The organism is Terrabacter carboxydivorans, from assembly GCF_039532035.1.
Lineage (GTDB): Bacteria > Actinomycetota > Actinomycetes > Actinomycetales > Dermatophilaceae > Terrabacter > Terrabacter carboxydivorans.
Window position 1 is genome coordinate 1 of the sequence record NZ_BAAARE010000021.1, and the last position, 17,335, is coordinate 17,335.

18 protein-coding genes are annotated in these 17,335 nt (G+C 70.8%); 6 read left to right on the plus strand and 12 right to left on the minus strand.

Features of this window, described 5'->3' with window-relative positions; genetic code table 11:
• Positions 1 to 370: 370 nt before the first annotated feature.
• The gene (locus tag ABD297_RS19180; RefSeq protein ID WP_344256703.1) at positions 371 to 1,012 is read right to left on the minus strand and encodes an alpha/beta hydrolase; all 642 of its coding nucleotides are present in this window, start codon (positions 1,010 to 1,012) and stop codon (positions 371 to 373) included.
• Between the two features lie 26 nt (positions 1,013 to 1,038).
• Positions 1,039 to 1,614 carry an NADPH-dependent F420 reductase gene (locus ABD297_RS19185; RefSeq protein ID WP_344256704.1) on the minus strand — a complete coding sequence of 192 codons (576 nt, stop codon included), beginning with the start codon at positions 1,612 to 1,614 and terminating at the stop codon, positions 1,039 to 1,041.
• An 87-nt stretch (positions 1,615 to 1,701) separates the two neighbouring features.
• Here ABD297_RS19185 and ABD297_RS19190 point away from each other — a divergent pair, with 87 nt between their 5' ends.
• On the plus strand, positions 1,702 to 2,220 hold the full coding sequence (locus ABD297_RS19190) for a MarR family winged helix-turn-helix transcriptional regulator (protein WP_344256705.1): 519 nt from the start codon (positions 1,702 to 1,704) through the stop codon (positions 2,218 to 2,220).
• Positions 2,221 to 2,274: 54 nt separating this feature from the next.
• Positions 2,275 to 3,111, plus strand: coding sequence for a helix-turn-helix transcriptional regulator (locus ABD297_RS19195; RefSeq protein ID WP_344256706.1), 837 nt, complete (start codon positions 2,275 to 2,277; stop codon positions 3,109 to 3,111).
• A 61-nt stretch (positions 3,112 to 3,172) separates the two neighbouring features.
• Here ABD297_RS19195 and ABD297_RS19200 read toward each other — a convergent pair whose 3' ends face one another.
• From ABD297_RS19200 to ABD297_RS19215, 4 genes are all read right to left on the minus strand, one after another.
• On the minus strand, positions 3,173 to 4,228 hold the full coding sequence (locus ABD297_RS19200) for a TolB family protein (protein WP_344256707.1): 1,056 nt from the start codon (positions 4,226 to 4,228) through the stop codon (positions 3,173 to 3,175).
• Between the two features lie 133 nt (positions 4,229 to 4,361).
• Positions 4,362 to 5,453, minus strand: coding sequence for a hypothetical protein (locus ABD297_RS19205; protein WP_344256708.1), 1,092 nt, complete (start codon positions 5,451 to 5,453; stop codon positions 4,362 to 4,364).
• Positions 5,446 to 5,949 (minus strand): RNA polymerase sigma factor, encoded by a 504-nt coding sequence (locus ABD297_RS19210; protein WP_344256709.1) that lies wholly within the window; start codon positions 5,947 to 5,949, stop codon positions 5,446 to 5,448. The genes ABD297_RS19205 and ABD297_RS19210 overlap by 8 nt, the downstream gene beginning before the upstream one ends.
• A 104-nt stretch (positions 5,950 to 6,053) precedes the next feature.
• Positions 6,054 to 7,634 carry a helicase HerA-like domain-containing protein gene (locus ABD297_RS19215; protein WP_344256710.1) on the minus strand — a complete coding sequence of 527 codons (1,581 nt, stop codon included), beginning with the start codon at positions 7,632 to 7,634 and terminating at the stop codon, positions 6,054 to 6,056.
• Positions 7,635 to 7,685: 51 nt separating this feature from the next.
• On the opposite strand from ABD297_RS19215, the gene ABD297_RS19220 reads away from it, so the two are divergent.
• Both ABD297_RS19220 and ABD297_RS19225 read left to right on the plus strand, forming a co-directional pair.
• Complete coding sequence (locus tag ABD297_RS19220) at positions 7,686 to 7,982, plus strand: type II toxin-antitoxin system VapB family antitoxin (RefSeq protein ID WP_020145941.1); 297 nt, start codon at positions 7,686 to 7,688, stop codon at positions 7,980 to 7,982.
• A 46-nt stretch (positions 7,983 to 8,028) separates the two neighbouring features.
• Entirely contained in the window at positions 8,029 to 8,565 is a 537-nt protein-coding gene (locus ABD297_RS19225; protein ID WP_344256711.1) for a LytR C-terminal domain-containing protein, read from the plus strand.
• Positions 8,566 to 8,656: 91 nt separating this feature from the next.
• On the opposite strand, the gene ABD297_RS19230 is transcribed toward ABD297_RS19225, so the two are convergent.
• The 3 genes from ABD297_RS19230 to ABD297_RS19240 all read right to left on the minus strand — a co-directional run bounded on the left by ABD297_RS19230 (position 8,657) and on the right by ABD297_RS19240 (position 11,507).
• Positions 8,657 to 9,715 (minus strand): ABC transporter substrate-binding protein, encoded by a 1,059-nt coding sequence (locus ABD297_RS19230; protein WP_344256713.1) that lies wholly within the window; start codon positions 9,713 to 9,715, stop codon positions 8,657 to 8,659.
• A gap of 86 nt (positions 9,716 to 9,801) precedes the next feature.
• Positions 9,802 to 10,701: an ABC transporter permease gene (locus ABD297_RS19235; RefSeq protein WP_344256714.1), complete on the minus strand. Its 900-nt coding sequence runs from the start codon at positions 10,699 to 10,701 to the stop codon at positions 9,802 to 9,804.
• Positions 10,698 to 11,507 (minus strand): ABC transporter ATP-binding protein, encoded by an 810-nt coding sequence (locus ABD297_RS19240; RefSeq protein ID WP_344256715.1) that lies wholly within the window; start codon positions 11,505 to 11,507, stop codon positions 10,698 to 10,700. Before ABD297_RS19240 ends, ABD297_RS19235 begins: the two co-directional genes overlap by 4 nt.
• A gap of 209 nt (positions 11,508 to 11,716) precedes the next feature.
• On the opposite strand from ABD297_RS19240, the gene ABD297_RS19245 reads away from it, so the two are divergent.
• Positions 11,717 to 13,324 (plus strand): ATP-binding protein, encoded by a 1,608-nt coding sequence (locus ABD297_RS19245; protein WP_344256716.1) that lies wholly within the window; start codon positions 11,717 to 11,719, stop codon positions 13,322 to 13,324.
• The gene (locus tag ABD297_RS19250) at positions 13,321 to 13,998 is read left to right on the plus strand and encodes a response regulator (protein WP_344256717.1); all 678 of its coding nucleotides are present in this window, start codon (positions 13,321 to 13,323) and stop codon (positions 13,996 to 13,998) included. Before ABD297_RS19245 ends, ABD297_RS19250 begins: the two co-directional genes overlap by 4 nt.
• Before the next feature lie 149 nt (positions 13,999 to 14,147).
• Here ABD297_RS19250 and ABD297_RS19255 read toward each other — a convergent pair whose 3' ends face one another.
• The 3 genes from ABD297_RS19255 to ABD297_RS19265 all read right to left on the minus strand — a co-directional run bounded on the left by ABD297_RS19255 (position 14,148) and on the right by ABD297_RS19265 (position 17,287).
• Entirely contained in the window at positions 14,148 to 15,200 is a 1,053-nt protein-coding gene (locus ABD297_RS19255; protein ID WP_344256718.1) for a metallophosphoesterase, read from the minus strand.
• Between the two features lie 54 nt (positions 15,201 to 15,254).
• Entirely contained in the window at positions 15,255 to 16,268 is a 1,014-nt protein-coding gene (gene argF / locus ABD297_RS19260) for an ornithine carbamoyltransferase (RefSeq protein WP_344256719.1), read from the minus strand.
• A gap of 83 nt (positions 16,269 to 16,351) precedes the next feature.
• A complete protein-coding gene (locus ABD297_RS19265) occupies positions 16,352 to 17,287 on the minus strand; it encodes an MBL fold metallo-hydrolase (RefSeq protein ID WP_344256720.1) in 936 nt (311 codons plus the stop codon).
• Positions 17,288 to 17,335 lie beyond the last annotated feature (48 nt).

Here is a 17,335-nt window from a genome sequence, read left to right on the forward strand (position 1 = left end):
CGTGATGACCAGTCGCGCCTTTGACATGGCTGAGCATGCTCAGCACCACACCCTGTCGCCGATGACCCGAGACAGGGTGTCGCCGATGTCTTGAGACACCTGTCGCGGATGTCCTGAGACTGGACACCACCGCCACCGCCAAAACGAAGAAGGACCCGACACGCTTTTCGTCGGGTCCTTCTTCGTTTTATCGAACGCAGCGGGATTTGGGAGGAGTTCGCGGTCGGGTGAGGAACGAACCCGCCCGCGAACGACGGCGTCCCACCGCCACCGATCGCCGAAGGCGATGAGCAAGCGTTGGCGCCCGCCGCCACCGATCGCCGAAGGCGATGAGCAAGCGACGAGCGAGCAAGGCGGCAACGCCGGCCCCTCAAGCGGAGACGGCCACGCCCTCGAGCCACGCGCTGAGCGCCCCCACCGTCCCGGCCGACAGGCCGTGGCCACCGGGGTCGCGGTGACTGGTGAGGCGGGCTCCGGACTCCTCGTGCAGGTAGGTCCACGTCCGGTCGAGCAGCTCGCGCGGGATCACGGTGTCTGCGTACCCGTGGGCGATGAGCACCGCGGTGCCGTCGAGCTGCCCGGCGTCGACCGGCACGCCGGCCTCGAAGGGGAGCGTGCCGTTCAGGACGGCGGCACCGGCATACCGGCTCGGGTCGGACAGGACGAGGCCACCGGCGAAGGCGGCGCCCCCGCTGAAGCCGACGAGGACGACGGGCCTGCCTGCTGGGGCGGCCTCGTCGAGCCAGGTGCGGAACCAGTCCATCGTGGCGGCGAGCGACGCCGCGACGGGCCGGCCGATGCCGCGGTTGGCGAACCACGCGTAGCCGCCGCCCTCGGCGATGGGAGCCCGCACGGCGGCATACGCGAGGTGCCGGGGAAGGTGCGGCACGAGCGTGAGGATCGAGCGCTCGTCGGCGCCGCGTCCGTGCAGCAGCACGACGAGTGGCGCGTCGGAGCGGGCGTCCCCGCCGCTCGTGACGACGACCGGGGCCGGGAAGAGGGCGGTGGTCATGGACGTTCCTGTCGACTCGCCGGCGCTCAGGCCACGACGCCGAAGCCGCCGGTCCACGAGATCTTCTCGCCGGCGGCGAGGGTGATCTGGAGGAAGCCGAGCGCCTCGAGCTCACGGGCGCGGGCGAGGCCGCCGGCGTCGATGGTCTTGAGGCCGCCGGAGGCGATGGCGCCGGCGAGCTCGGACTTGGCGTCGGCGTCGTCACCGGCGAGGAGGACGGTCGTCGTGTTCGGGCCGACGGTGCCGGCGGCGAGCGTGCCGGCGAAGGTCGTGTTGAAGGCCTTGACGAGGCGCGACTGGGGGAGCGCCTTGGCGATCTCGGCGGTGGCCGAGCCGTCGGCGGGGACGACGAGCGAGTCGAAGGTCTCGAAGTTCACGGGGTTGGTGATGTCGACGACGATCTTGCCGGCGAGGCTCTCGCCGCGCTGCTCGACGATCGAGGTGACGGCGCCGTAGGGCACGGCGAGCACGACGATGTCGCCGTCGATGGCGGTCGCGGCGTCGCCCTGGCCGAGGAGCTGCACCGTGTGGCCTCCCTTGGCGAAGACGCCGGCGATGGCCTGTCCCATGTTTCCCGTGCCGATGATGCTGATGCGTGCCATGGTGCTCTCCTGAGGTCGATTGGTTGATCCATCAATCAATATCCTCGCAGTTACTTGATATGTCAACTAAACGGCTACACTGGTCCCATGGACACGACACCCCGATGGCTCGACGCCGACGAGCTCGCCGCCTGGAAGCGGCTCGTCGCGGTCGTCGAGCTGGTCCCGGCGGCCCTGGACACCCAGCTGCGCCGCGACTCCGCCCTCACCCACTTCGAGTACTTCGTGCTCGCGATGCTCTCCGAGGCGCCCGACCGCACCCTGCGCATGACGAGCCTCGGCCAGCGCACCAACGCGACCCTGACCCGCCTCTCGCACGTCGTGCGGCGGCTGGAGGAGCGAGGGCTCGTCGAGCGGTTCGCCTGCCCCGAGGACGGCCGCGCGACGAACGCCCGCCTCAGCGACGCCGGCCACGCAGCCCTCGTCGCGGCCGCGCCCGGCCACGTCTCGACCGTGCGCGCCACGGTCATCGACGCCCTGACACCGGAGCAGGTCGAGCAGCTGTCCGACATCGCCGCCTCGATCCTGCAGCGCCTCGACCCCGACGGGCGCCTCCAGGTCCTCGTCGAGACGGAGCCGGACACCCCTCGGGCCGCCGCCGTCTGACGGGTCACGCCCGCGGGCGCCGGGGGAGGGCGGGCCACTGGCAGGATGTGCGCCATGACCACGGACGTCCCGCTCAGTGTGCGCACTCCCTCACCGCTGGGCGAGTTCCTGCGCAACCGCCGCAAGCAGCTCGCGCCCGAGGAGGTCGGCATCAAGCGGGTCAAGGGCCGCCGCCGGGTGGGCCTCAGCCGCACCGAGGTCGCCGAGCTGGCGAACATCTCCGTGGCCTACTACGACCTCATCGAGCGCGGCCGCGACCTGCGCCCGAGCAAGAGCGTCATCGACGGGCTGGCCCGCGCCCTCAAGCTCGACGCGGACGGGCGCTCGCACCTGCACGCGCTCTCGAGCGGCGCACCGTCACGCCGGCCGCAGCCCCACGAGGAGCTCACCGAGGAGCTCGAGGAGCTGCTCGACTCTCTCGACCCAAATCCCGCCTACGTCGTGGGCGCGCGCTGGGACGTCCTGGGCGCCAACCACACGGCCTGCAGGCTCTTCACCGACTGGGAGAGCAAGCGCACCAAGCGCGAGCGCAACCTGCTGTGGTTCTACTGCTGCGACCCGGCCGCTCGGAGCCTCTTCGTCGACTGGGAGCAGGAGGCCGCCGACCAGCTCGCGCTCTTCCGCGAGGCGTATGCCCGCCACCCCGACGACCCGTCGTTCAAGCGGGTGCTCGACGAGATCTTCAAGGCGAACCCCGCCACCGTCGAGTGGTGGGAGCGGCACGACAGCGACCCGCGGCGCGGCCGCACCAAGCGGATCCGTCTCGACACCGGCCAGGTCATCCAGCTGCGCCAGCTCGTGCTGCAGGTGCTCGACGAGCCCGACATCCGCGTCATCAGCTACTTCGCCGACGTCGACGGTGACCTCGACGACATCGAGTTCGACGCCTAGGTCACTGAGAGGCGTATGCCGGTTCGCCGCGACCGTGGGCGGCTGACTGTCCGCGCCCCTGTCACTCCAAGGGAGCGGTGCCCCAGTCCACCTGGTGCTCGGAGGCGTGCGTGCCGGACACGTAGGCCTGCCCGGACCCGTCGGGTGAGATCGTCTGCAGTCCGGTGTCCCCGCCCGTGCGGCCGGTGAAGTCGTCGTGCGAGAACATGATGGTCCGACCGTCGGGTGACCAGACCGGGTCGAAGCTGGCCTCGAACCGGAAGGCGTTGTCGTTGCCGATCCCGACGATGCCGGCGTCGCGGGTGACCGCGCTCAGGTGGCGGCCGTCCGCGTCGACGACCATGACGCTCGCCCCGTTGCCGAGGTGCTCGGTGACCGTCTCGAAGACGAGACGGCGGCCGTCGGGCGACCAGTCCGCGTCTCCGACCCGGACGCCCCACGGAGTGACCTGGTGGGCGCCGGTTCCGTCGCTGTCGACGACCCAGAGCGAGGACACCTCGCCCAGGTAGCCTCGGTGGAGGTCCTTGCCGCCGCGATAGTAGGTGAAGGCGATCTGGCGACCGTCGGGTGAGAAGCGTGGTGCGTCCAGCCAGGTGGCACCCGGCACGTCGGGAAGGCCGACGACCCGACGCAGGTCGGTGCCGTCGGGCCGGATGACGTAGATGCCTTGGGCCCGAGGGTAGTCCGCCCCGTCCGAGGTGAACGCGAGAAGCGCGCCGTCGGGCGACCACGCGGGCACGCCGCTGAGACTGCCGACCGACGTGACGCGGGTGACTTCGCTCCCGTCGGCGCGCATGACGAACACCTCGCTGAGGTAACGGTCCTTCGTCGACAGCCGGTTGCTGTCGAAGGCCAGGTGCGCGCCGTCGGGTGACCATGTGGCCCACCCGTTGTCCCCGTTGCCTGTGGTCACCTGGTGCGACGCGGTGAGGTCGGGATTGGCGGTCCACACCTGCCAGTGGCCACCGTCGTCAAGGCGCATGAAACTGATGCGCCCGTTGGATCCCGGTGGCGTGGCGTCGGCAGGCGGCGCGGTCAGCATGACGGCGCCGACAAGGACGGCCGTGGCGAGGGACCGGCGGACGTGGGATCGCTGGACGGTTCGCTTGGGGTGCATCGGTGACTCCTGGATCGAGGTGCTGCCGGGGGACTCCGGCCTCATCTCTACGAAACCTGAGGCGTCGGATGGGTTGCGGTGGCGTGTGCCGGGTAACCGCATCCTTGCGCGCGGCCACCCGGCACGCCCCTCACTAGAGCGGCTTCAGCGGGCCCGGCAGTCCTGCGGGCCTTGCGATCTCGGGCAGGGATGCCCACCGAGGCGGGATCAGGACCCGGAGGCGAGGCTGCTCCTCGACGAGCCCGCTCAACTGGGGCAGTGGAGCTCGGCGCGCCTGCCAGGTCACGCCGTCGTCGAGGCTCACTGCGAGCTGGGTCTCGGACGAGGAACTGCCTTGGTAGTAGGCGATCTCGCACGAGGGGCCGCCCTCGGCGAGGGACATCGGGGTCGCGTCACCTGGCAGGTCGGCCATCGCGAAGGACCCGTCCCGCTGCTGGATGACGAGTCGGACGTCGCCGCCGGCGCCGGTGAGGCCCCAGATGCCGCAGCCCTTGGCTGTCGGGGTGGCCCACCGCGTCCCGCCGCCGGCCGCCAGGTCGGGCACGGCGAGCCGCTTGAGGGTCCGCGCGTTGACGTCGAGCGTGCACAGTCCGACAGCGTCGGCGCACTCGATCGTCGGGGTGCCGAAGGGGAGGTTAAGGGGTCGGTCCATGACGGTGAGCTGGACCGGCTGGTGCATCGTGGGCGACAGCAGGTAGGGGCCGGGTCCGAGGTGCGCCCAGTACCAGACGCCGTCGCCCACCTCGCGGAGCAGGCCGGGGTCGCGAAGCGCGGACTGGTTGCTCGACCCGGTGACGGTGCCGAGCGTGAGGAAGCGGTGCCCGGTGCCGTCGACGAGCGCGAACGCCTCGCGTCCGAGGCAGTCGTGGTCGGCGCGTGGGGTGACGCACCGTTTCCAGACCGTCAGGACGGTGCGCCGGTCGGTGCGCGACTCGAGCTGGGTGACGACGAAGGAGTCCGGGTGGCCGATGACCTGGTCGGGTGTCCAGTCGGGCACGCCCACGGACGTCAGCAGCGGTGCCGGGGTCGCCGGCACGCGCTGGCTGCCCACGTGCGCGAGCCCTGCCAAGACCACGGCGAGCGCGGCGACGGCGGCGACGGCTGCGAGCGCGGTGGCAGCAGCCCGGCGGCGCTGCCGGTGTCGGCGCAGGGCGACCAGCCTCTCGTAGGGGACCGGGTCCACGCGCCGCTCGGTGTCGCGCGCGAACGTCGTCAGGTCAAACATGGTCCGCCTCCGCACGGTCGACGAGGTGTTCGGCCATCTGGGCCCTGGCCCGGGACAGCCGAGCCTTGACCGTCCCCTCCGGCACGCCGAGCTCCTTGGCGACCTGGGCGACGCTGAGGTCGGCGACGTAGTGCAGCACGACGGTGATCCGCACGGGAAGGCTCAGCTGGCCGAGCGCATACACGATCGCGACGTGGTCCTCCGGCGTGCCGGGACCGAGGTCGATGCTCAGCTCTGCGCGCAGCTTCGGCAGGATGCGCGCCGTGACCCGCGCGCGCCGCCAGCGGTTGCGCAGCAGGTTGACGGCCACGGTGCGCAGCCAGGCCTCCTTGTTGGAGACCTCGACGAAGTCGCGTCGGTGCGTCATGGCCGTGACGAAGGCCTCCTGCACGACGTCCTCGGCCTCGGCGAGGTTGCCGCACAGCGCCACCACCTGCGTCACGAGGCGTCGGTACGAGAGGTCGTACACCGCTCGGACCGGGTCGTCGTCGTCCATGAGCCCACCTGCCCGTCCCCGGCTACCCCGATGCTTGCACTGTGACGAGGCGCGGGAGGGCGGTTCGGTTGCATCGCCGGGACGGGCCCGGCGTCAGGACGTGCTCAGCGGCGGCGCGTGCCGAACAGGCTGCGGGTGATCTCGCGGCCGATGACGGTGCCGGCCGAGCGGACCATCGACTTGAAGGCCGAGCTGCCGGCGACCTGCTCGATGAGGCTCGGCTCGGGCTTGGGAGCACGGGCCGTGGGTGCCGGTGCGGGTGCCGACGGCGCGGGCGCGGGTGCCTCGGGCGCTGCGGGAGCCGCCTGGAGACGGGCCGTCAGCTTCTCGTAGGCGGACTCGCGGTCGACGACATCGGCATACTTCGTCTTCAGCTGCGAGGCGCCGATGACGGCGTCCATCGTGGCCTGCGGCGAGGGGTCCATGAGCGAGTTGGGGGCCTTCATCCGCGTCCAGGCGACCGGGGTGGGGACGCCCCTGTCGGAGAGCACCGTGACGACCGCCTCGCCGATGCCGAGGCTCGTCAGCAGCTTCTCCATGTCGTAGGCGGTGTGGGGGTAGGTCGCGATGGCCTGCTTGAGCGCCTTGGCGTCGTCGGGGGTGAAGGCGCGCAGCGCGTGCTGCACCCGGTTGCCGAGCTGCGCGAGCACGCCGGGCGGCACGTCCTTGGGCGACTGCGTCACGAAGAAGACGCCGATGCCCTTCGATCGGATGAGCCGCACCGTCTGCTCGATGGCCTGCAGGAACGCCTTGCTCGCGTCGTCGAAGAGCAGGTGCGCCTCGTCGAAGAAGAAGACGAGCTTGGGCTTGTCGAGGTCGCCCTCCTCGGGCAGGTCGTGGAAGAGGTCCGCGAGCATCCACATGAGGAAGGTGGAGAAGAGCTGCGGCCGGTCCTGGACCTGGGGCAGCTCGAGGCAGGAGATGATGCCGCGGCCGTCGGCGGCGGTGCGCAGCAGGTCGCTCGTCTCGAACTCGGGCTCGCCGAAGAAGTCGCCGGCGCCCTGGTCCTCGAAGGTGATGAGGTTGCGCAGGATGACGCCGGCCGTCGCGCTCGAGAGGCCACCGAGGTCCTTGAGGTCGGCCTTGCCCTCGTCGGACGTCAGGTGCGTGATGACGGCGCGGAGGTCCTTGAGGTCGAGCAGCGCGAGGCCGTTCTTGTCGGCGTAGTGGAAGATCAGCCCGAGGCTGCTCTCCTGGGTGTCGTTGAGGCTGAGGACCTTGCTCAGCAGGGTCGGGCCGAAGCTCGTGATCGTGGCGCGGATCGAGATCCCCGAGCCCTTGCCGCCGAGCGCGAAGAACTCGGTGGGGTATGCCGTGGCCGTCCACTCCATGCCGACGTCGGTCGCGCGGCTGGTGATCTTGTCGCCGCCCCCGCCCGGGGTGGCGAGCCCGGACAGGTCGCCCTTCATGTCGGCGAGGAAGACCGGGACGCCCTGCGCCGAGAGCTGCTCGGCCATGAGCTGGAGCGTCTTGGTCTTGCCGGTGCCGGTGGCGCCGGCGACGAGGCCGTGCCGGTTGAGCACGCTCAGGGGGATCTGCACCGGAGCGTCCGGGTGGGCCTGACCGTCGACGACCGCGGCGCCCAGCTTGAGCACGCCTCCGTCGAACGCGTAGCCCGCCCGGATCTCGTCGATCTGGCTGGTGTCGCCGCTGCTGTGGGCTCCTGAGGCTGCAGTCTCGGTCACGCTTCGCACTCTAGTGGCCGGGTGTCCACCTTCGACGCCTATGCTGACCCGGTGATTTTCAAGGCCGTCGGCGACTCGCGCCCGTACCCCGACCATGGACTAGAGACGACCAAGGACTGGTCGAACGTCCCGCCGCGGGTGGTGCAGCTCGGCGAGCTCATCACGACCAAGAGCACCCTCGACCTGCGCGGCCTGCTCGCGGACGACTCGACGTTCTACGGCGACCTCTTCCCGCACTGCGTCGAGTGGGAGGGCGAGCTCTACCTCGAGGACGGCCTGCACCGGGCACTTCGCGCCGCGCTGCAGCAGCGTCCTGTCCTTCACGCCCGAGTCCTCGTACTCTCCTGACACGAGGCCGCCCGATCACCGGGGGGCGCCGGACGAAGGAGCGTGGATGTCGGAGGTCGCTGACGAGGACGACCGCACCTACCGGGTGCGTCGCCAACGCCGATCGACGATCGTCATCGTGGTCGTCCTGCTCAGCCTGGCCGGGGCGTTCTACTACGCCTCGACCTACTTCCGCGCCACTGCCCCCACGCCGGGGCCGTGCACGACGCAGACCCCGGTCACCCCGCTGACCCCGGCCGACGTCAGCCTCAACGTCTACAACGCCACGTCGCGCAAGGGGCTCGCCGCGTCCGTCGCCAAGACCGCGACCGACCGGGGCTTCACCGTCAAGGCCATCGGCAACGACCCGAAGAAGGCCTCGATCAAGCAGGTCGCGCAGATCCGCTTCGGTCCCGAGGGCGCCGACTCGGCCCAGCTCGTCAAGACCCACGTGCCGCAGGCGGTCCTCGTCGACGACAAGCGCAAGGGCGACACCGTCGACCTCGTCGTGGGCAACGCGTGGAAGGGCTTCGGCAAGGTGCCGCCGCTGCCGACGCCGACCGAGACGCTGCGCCAGTGCCCGGTCACCACCGCCGCCTCCTGACCCCCGAGCGTGCGTATGCCGTCCGGCGCGGTCCGCGCCGGACGGCATACTCCGTGGCTGCTGGGCAGCCGGTCGCCCGCTGGGCGAGGGGTCAGCTGACCGGGGTGGCCGCCTGGACGAACTCGTTGGTGTAGGTCTTGGCCAGGTCGATGTTCTTGCCCTGCACCTTCGGGTTGAACTCGCCGAGCACGGCGAGGCAGGTCTTGGGCCCGTCCTCGGGCATGAGGCCGGTCGGGTTGAAGATGCCCTTCTCGCTGTCGAGCGCCTTGACGTAGGCGTCCTTGCCGACGCCCTTGTAGTAGGAGGCCGGCATCTTGTCGGCGATGGCGGCGCCGTCGTGCTGCTGGATCCAGGACAGGGTCGAGACGTAGGCGTTGACGAGCTTCTGGACGGTCGCCTTGTTGTTGTTGACCCAGTCGGTCTGCATGTAGAGCGAGGTCGCCGGGTAGGTGCCGCCGAGCGCGGACTTGGACCCGTCGGCCGTGCGCATGTCGAGCAGGATGAAGGCCGTGCCGTCCGAGACCGCCTGCGACACAGTCGGTTCGGTGGTCATGCCGCAGTCGATCGCCTTCTGCTTCATGGCCGCGAGGAAGGTCTGGCCGGCGCCGACGCCGCGTCGGGTCTCCTGTGAGGGGTCGACGCCGTTCTTCTTGCTGAGGTACTGCGTCAGGAAGTCGGTCGAGGAGCCGGTGTCGGTGATGCCGAGCGAGCGGCCCTTGAAGTCGGCGGGGCTCTTGACGACGCCCTTGAGGTCGCTGCGGCACAGCTCGACCTCGCCGGGGATCTGGAGCATCGAGACGACCGCCTCGGACGACTTGCCCTGCGCCTGGAGGGCGATGTTGTGGTCGTAGAAGCCGCCGACGCCCTGGACCTGCCCGGCCAGCATGTTCTCCGTCGCGTCGCCGCCCGCGGGCTCGTCGACGAGGTTGACGTTGACGCCGATCTTGTCGTAGTAGCCGAGCTGCTTGGCGAGCATGAAGGGCAGGTAGATCTGCTTGCTCATGCCGCCGACCATGATCGTCACGGTGGGGGCGCTCGCGTTGGCGGTGCCGGCGCTGGTCGGCGCGCCGGAGGCGTTGTTGGCGCAGGCCGCCATGGTGGTCGCGGCGAGGATGGCGGCGCCGGCGGCACCGATGCGCTTGGTGTTCATGGAACTCTCCTTTGAGTCTGGTGCTTCGAGATGGGGATGCAGGGTTTCGTGCCGGGGGGAGGCGGGGCGCCTCGCGAGGGGTGTCGCTACTCGACGGCGGCACCTCCGTGGGTCTGCGGGGGCCGCCAGCGCAGCAGGCGTCGCTCGAGCAGGGTGATGAGCGCCTCGGCCGTCAGGGCGATGACGGCGACGAGCACCATGCCGGCCAGCACGCCGTTCATGTCGAAGTTGTTCTGCGACGAGCGGATGAGCAGGCCGAGGCCCTGGTTGGCGCCGAGGATCTCCCCGACGAGGGCGCCGATGAGCGCGAAGCCGAAGCTGATGTGCAGGCTCGCGAGGATCCACGTGAACGCCGAGGGCAGCACGACGTCGCGCGTCACCTGCCAGCGCGAGGCGCCGAGCAGCCGGGCGTTGGCGATGAGGTTGCGGTCGACCTCGCGGGCGCCCTGGAAGGCGTTGAAGAAGACGCCGAAGAAGACGAGGACGACGGCGAGGATCACCTTGGACTGGATGCCGAAGCCGAAGGCCACGGTGAAGATCGAGCCGAGGATGATGCGGGGGATCGAGTTGGCCGCCTTGAGGAACGGCGCGAACAGCTCGGACAGCAGCCGCACCCGGCCGAGGGCGATGCCGCAGACGACGCCGAGGATCGAGCCGATGATGAAGCCGAGCACCGCCTCCTCGAGCGTGACGAGGATCTGGGCGCCGAGCGAGCCCTGGCTCGTGCCGACCGTGAACCAGTCGACGAGGTCGGACCAGACGCCCTTGGGCTCACCCCAGAAGAAGGGGTCGACGACCTTGGCGTTGACCGACAGCTGCCACGCGACGAGCAGGACGACGACGATGGCGAGCCGCGCCCCGGCGAGCACCGTCCGGCGCCGTCGGGCGCGCGTGCGGGCCGACGTGCCGGCTGTCGGACGCTCCGGGGGGAGCTCGGCGGCCGGGGCGGTGAGGGACCCCTGGCTCTGGGTGGGGGTGTCGATCATGACGCCATCTCCGCCACGCGCGTCGTGCGGGCGTAGGCCTCGGCGACCTCGGCGCGCAGTGCCTCCCAGATCTGCTCGTAGAGGCGGGTGAAGCGCGGGTCGAAGCGGATCTCCTGCACGACGCGCGGCCGCGGCAGGTCGATCTCGAACTCGGCCTTGACCGTGCCGGGGCCGGCCGTGATGACGACGACCTTGTCGGCGAGGGCGATGGCCTCCTCGAGGTCGTGCGTGACGAAGACGACGGCCGGCTTCGTCTGGTCCCAGAGGTGGAGCAGCTCGGTCGACATGATCGCCCGGGTCTGCACGTCGAGGGCGCTGAACGGCTCGTCCATGAGCAGGACCCGGGGCTGGTTGATGAGCGACTGTGCCAGGGCGACGCGCTTGCGCATGCCACCCGACAGCTGGTGCGGGTAGCGGTCCTCGAACCCGCTGAGGCCGACGCGGCGCAGCCAGTCCCGCGCCAGCGTCGCGGCCTCGGACCGGCTCGCGCCGCGGTAGACCGGGCCGGCCGCGACGTTGTCGAGGACCGACCGCCACGGGAAGACCGCGTCCTGCTGGAACACGAAACCGGTGCTCGTGTCGATCCCGCGGACCGGCTCGCCGTGGACGAGAGCCTCTCCGCGAGAAGGACGCTCGAGCCCGGAGATCAGGGTGAGCGTCGTGGACTTGCCGCAGCCGGTGGGCCCGACGACGGCGCAGAACTGGCCGTCCTCGACCGTCAGCGACAGGTCCTCGATGGCGGTGTAGGTGCCGCCGTCCGCCGTGGCGAACTTCTTGGTGACGTTGCGTAGCTCGATGGCAGGCATGTGGCCCCGCCCTTTCTCCTCGTTGAGTGGCGTCACCGTAGGAGTGGGGCGGCCCGCGCCGGAATGCTTGTGATCGTTGGTTCCGATAGCCGCGTTACCGGTGGTTTTGTGCAATCTGCTCAGCCATGCTGGGAGCGACGCCGACGAGGGCGCCACGGGCCGCCACCCGCCCACGGGCGGGTGCTGACCATGCAGAGCGGAGGGGCCGTATGCCGTCACTGGGCAGGACGCTCGCCGCGCGGATCCTCCTCGCCGTGCTCGGGATCGTCGTCGTGACCCTCGCCGTGGGCTTCGCCCTCTTCGCCCGCCTCACCTCCCAGACGGCGGACGCTCGCGCGATTGAGCAGGCGAGCGGGATCGCGGTGACCCTCGGCCGGGTGCCGCAGGTCGCGCAGGCGGTCGTCGAGGGCGACCCGTCCCACGCGCTACCGGCGTTGGGCTCGCAGGTGCAGACCGCGACGGGCGCCTCCTACGTCGTCATCATCGACCGTGTGGGGGTGCGCTACTCCCACCCCAACCCTGCGCTCATCGGCCGGCGCATCGAGGAGCCGGTCGTCGCGCTCGACGGGCAGGTGCACACAGGGATCGACGAGGGCAGCCTCGGGCGCTCGGCGAACGCCCGTGCCCCGATCATCGACGCCGCCGGGCGCAGCGTCGGCGAGGTCTCGGTCGGCATCCTGGAGTCCGAGGTGGGGGTGCGGCTCAACGCCGAGGTGCTCGACATCGCGCTCTACGCCGGCATCGCCCTCGCCCTCGGCGTCGCTGCCTCCCTGCTGCTGGCCCGAGCCATCAAGCGCGTGACCTTCGGGGTCGAGCCCGCCGAGATCGTGGCCCTCATGCAGGAGCGCGAGGCGATGCTGCACGGCATACGCGAAGGGGTGCTCGCCGTCGACGCCAAGGGCACCATCAACGTGCTCAACGACGAGGCGCGACGCCTGCTCGCGATCGCGACGACGGGTCTCGGCGACCGCGTCGAGGACGTCGTCCCCGCGGGCCGCCTTCGTCGCATCATCATCGGCGAGCTCGAGGGCACCGACCTCGTCGCCGTCACGGACGAGCACCTCCTCGTGCTCAACCGCATGCCGGTGCTCGTCGGAGGCCGCAACGCCGGCTGGGTCGTCACGATCCGCGACCGCACCGAGCTCGAGGCGCTCGTGCGCCAGCTCGACTCGATGGAGAGCCTGTCGACGGCGCTGCGCGCGCAGGAGCACGAGTTCTCCAACCGGCTGCACGTGCTGTCGGTCCTGCTCGAGCTGGGCGAGGTGGACGAGGCGACCCGCTACAGCCGCGAGCTGCAGGCCGAGACGGCCCTGGCCAGCGAGGAGATCCGGGCGCACGTCGGCTCGCCGGTCATCGCCGCGCTGCTGCTCGCCAAGATGACGGTCGCCGCCGAGCGCGACGTCGTCGTGCGGCTCGACCCCGCCAGCCGGCTCGCTGCCGGAGGTGACGACGACCTGCCCGTCGTCACCGTGCTCGGCAACCTCGTCGACAACGCCGTCGACGCCGTCGCCGACGACCCGGCCTCGGAGGGCAGGCACCCGCGAGGGGAGGTGGTCGTGCGGGTCGAGCGCACGCAGGACTCGCTCGAGCTGACGGTCACCGACAGCGGCCCCGGCATCCCGGCCGACAGGCTCGACGACGTCTTTCTCGACGGCTACTCGACCAAGGAGCCGCGGGGCGCGATGCGGCGAGGCGTCGGCCTCGCCCTGGTCCACCGGCTCGTGACGCGCGCCGGTGGCACGATCGAGGCGAGCTCTCCCGGCGGTGCGAGGTTCGAGGTCCGCTTGCCGGTCCGGGTCCACGAAGGAGTCTCATGATCCGCGTCCTCGTCGTCGACGACGACTACCACGTCGCGCACGCGCACGCCCTGAGCGTCGCGCGGGTGCCCGGCTTCGAGGTGGTGGGCGAGGCCCACACCGGGGCGGAGGCGCGCTCGCTCGTCACGTCGGTCGCGCCCGACCTGCTGCTGCTCGACATGTACCTGCCCGACTTCAGCGGCCTCGACCTAGTGCGGCAGGTAGCCGCCTCGGGTGAGCGGGTGCCGGACTTCCTGCTCGTGACGGCGGCGCGCGACATCGAGTCGGTGCGCACCGCCATGCAGCTCGGGGCGTTCTACTACCTCGTCAAGCCGTTCAGCTTCGCCGCGCTGCGCGAGCAGCTCGAGGGCTACCGCGCGTGGGCCGACCGGATCGACCGGGCGCCCGAGGCCGACCAGCACGTCGTCGACGCCCTCTACAGCCTGCGCGGGGCGCCCCCGCGGCGGGCGACGGCGACCCGGACCCTGCAGCCGACGATGGCGCGCGTGCTCGAGATCGTGGTGGCCGCGCCCGCACCGATCGGCGCTGCCGAGGTCGCCGAGATCCTGGGTGCGTCGCGGCCGACCGCCCAGCGCTACCTGGCCGGCCTCGTCGAGAAGCAGCTGCTCGAGCTCGACCTCACCTACGGCTCGACCGGACGGCCCGAGCACCGCTACCTGCCCCGCCGCGCCTGACCGTCGAGAGGCCATTCCGTGCGGGTCCCGTCCGGTCGAGAGGCCAGAGCACGTCGCGAACTCTGGCCTCTCGACGTCGGCCGACCCGCAAACTCTGGCCTCTCGACGGTTGGGGGAGGGGAAGGGACGCGTCCCTCGTGGGGACGGGCTCAGGAGGTGTAGGGGATGCGCTCCCACGACAGCACGTGCTCGGCGCCGGGCCGGTTGACCGTGACCTCGAGGAAGTCCTTGTTGTTGCTCGAGCCGTCGACCGTGATCCGCGTCAGGTTGTCGGCCGAGCCCTGCACGCCGTAGAAGTCGAGCCACTTCGACCCGGCCGCGAGCGGCTTGTCGGAGTTGTAGACATGGCTGTCACCGTTGAAGAGGTAGACCTCGCCGTCGAACGCCTCGGACTGCGCGACGAGCTCACGCACGAGCGGCTGGAAGGCCGAGTCGTCGGCCCACGACACGGCATACGTCGGGTCGAACATGTCGGCCTGGAGGAAGAGCGCGACGGCGCGGTCATGACGCTGACTCGCATCGGCGAAGGCCGAGCGCACCTGTGCCACAACGTTGTCCATGCGGGCCTTCTCCTCCGCGACCTGCTCGGACGTCGGCGTCGGGTGGCCCAGCTCGGGCCAGGGGAGCAGGCCGTCGTTGCTGCCCACGACATGGAGCGTCGCGATGTCGATGCCCTGCCGGCGGAAGGAGACGTTCTCCGGGAAGCCGGCGGACTGCTGCGACGCGACGGTCATGTCGGCGCCGAGGGTGTGACCGGGGCGCGGGAAGAACGTCGAGCGGATGGCCGCAAGACGCTCGAGCGGGTCGTAGGTGCCGTTGTTCGTGCGGTGGCAGTCGGTCCACTCGTTGTCGCCGGGCGTGTAGACGAGCGGCATCGTGAAGCGGTCGAACTGCGTGCGGATCATCGAGAAGTACTCGTTGGTGCACTTCGACGAGCCGTTCTTGATGTCGCCGACGTGGATCGTGAACGACAGGTCCGGCGTCGCGTTGATCTGGTCGACCCACTTCGGGAACGCCGCGACCTGGGCGTCGCCGTAGGGCACGTCACCGATGACGGCGAACTGGTAGTGGCCGTCCTTGGACTGGCCGGGGGCGTCGGTGGCAGTGGATGCGGCAGGCGCAGCCGAGGCGACCGAGGCGAGGGCCGGGAGGACGGCGAGCGCGGCGGCGGCCGCGAGGGCGGAGGTGCGAGAGATCTGCATGACCCTCGTTCTCTCGCACCGCCGCTGAACGGCGCCACCACCAGCGCGTGAACGTCAGGCGTCGAGACGCACCAGCGTGGCGACCATGAGGGCCTTGATCGTGTGCATGCGGTTCTCGGCCTGGTCGAAGACGACCGAGGCCTCGGACTCGAAGACGTCGTCGGTGACCTCGAGCTCCTTGAGCCCGAACTGCTCGTGCACCTCGACGCCGACGGCGGTCTCGAGGTCGTGGAAGGCCGGCAGGCAGTGCATGAACTTGACCTGCGGATTGCCTGTGAGGGCAAGCAGATCCGCGTTGACCTGGTAGGGCCCCAGCCGCTCGATGCGCTCGGCCCAGACCTCCTTGGGCTCGCCCATCGACACCCAGACGTCGGTGTGGACGAAGTCGACGCCGCGCACTCCCTCGGCCACGTCCTCGGTGAGCGTCACCCGCGCACCGGTCTCGGCGGCATACCTCCTCGCGATGGCGACGACGGCCTCGTCGGGCCAGAGCGACCTCGGCGCGACGATGCGCACGTCCATGCCGAGGATGGCCCCGGTGACGAGCAGCGAGTTGCCCATGTTGAAGCGGGCGTCACCGACGTAGGCGAAGGCGATCTGCTCGTCCGGCTTGCCGGCGTGCTCGCGCATGGTCAGGGCGTCGCAGAGGGACTGCGTCGGGTGCCAGTCGTCGGTGAGGCCGTTCCACACCGGGACGCCGGCGAAGGCGCCGAGGGTCTCGACGACGTCGTGCCCGGAGCCGCGGTACTCGATGCCGTCGTAGAAGCGGCCGAGCACGCGGGCCGTGTCCTTGGCCGACTCCTTGTGGCCCATCTGCGAGCCGACCGGGTCGAGATAGGTCGTGCTCGCGCCCTGGTCGGCCGCCGCCACCTCGAACGCGCAGCGGGTGCGGGTCGAGGTCTTGGCGAAGAGCAGTGCGATGTTCTTGCCGGCGAGGCGGCGCTCCTCGCGTCCCTCGCGCTTGGCGGCCTTGAGCTCGGCGGCGAGGTCGAGCAGCGCCCGGAACTCCTCGGGCGTCAGGTCGATCTCCTTGAGGAGGTTGCGGCGGTGGAGTGCGGCGAGCGACATGCACGTGATGGTTTCAGGGTGCGCCGTCGCAGGGCAATCCGGTCTCAGGTGCTCAGGTGCTCAGGTGCTCAGCTGATCGGGTGTCAGGCGTCCGGGCGGCGGCGGAGCAGGCCCAGCCGCCACCGGAGCTGCTCGACCAGGGCCCGGGCCTGGAGCGGCACGAGCACGCGCGGCCCCTCACCGACACAGAAGACGACGTCGTCGAAGCGGTGGATGCCAGGCCGGTGCGCCACCGTGCGGAACGCGTCGCGGGCGGCCCGCAGCTGCGCGACGGTCATGAAGGGCGACGGCTCGTCGGGCTGGTAGCGCGAGCCGAGCGGGTAGTCGCGTCCGGGCCGCCGCGTCATCTCGACGTGGCAGCCGAGCACGTGGCGGACGCCGCGCTGCTCCGCGAAGGCGACGAGCCGGTCGAGGGTGTCGAGGAGCGCGGCGGGGTCCTCGACGTAGATCCGCCCCGGATAGACCGTGTCGCCGGTGTGCAGGAGCCCGGTCAGCGCGTCGTGGACCGCGATCGAGGCCGGGTGGTGGCCGGGGATGCCGAAGACCTCGGCGGTGCGGCCGCCGAGGTCGAGCGCCACCACCTCACTGGGCCAGTCGGTGATGCCGAAGAAGCCGCGCACGGCGTCGAGGTCGTGGCCGACGACCGTCGTGCGCGGGCGCCCGGAGAAGGCTGCGTCGCCGGCCACGTGGTCGCCGTGACCGTGCGTGTGGGCCACGACGACCTCGTATGCCGTGTCGCCCGTCCGCGTGGCCGTGTGGTCCGCGACGAGCCGGTCGACGGTGGACCGGAGCTCAGAGCCGTCGACGGCTCCCGTGTCGAGGAGCAAGGCGCGGTCCTCGCCGAGGAGCAGCAGGATGAACGGCGCCTCGTAGGTGAGGTCCTTGCTCTGCCGGACCAGCACGGTGCCGGGGGCGAGGTGGTGGACCTGGAGGGGCGGGTCGACGAGGTGTCGTGGTGAGGGGGAGCCGTGGATCCACCGGACGTCGGTGTCGAGGGGGACCGCGTCGGGAGCTGACATGCGGCCGATTCTGCACCCGCGAGCGGGCGTCCGGGACGCCGATTTCTT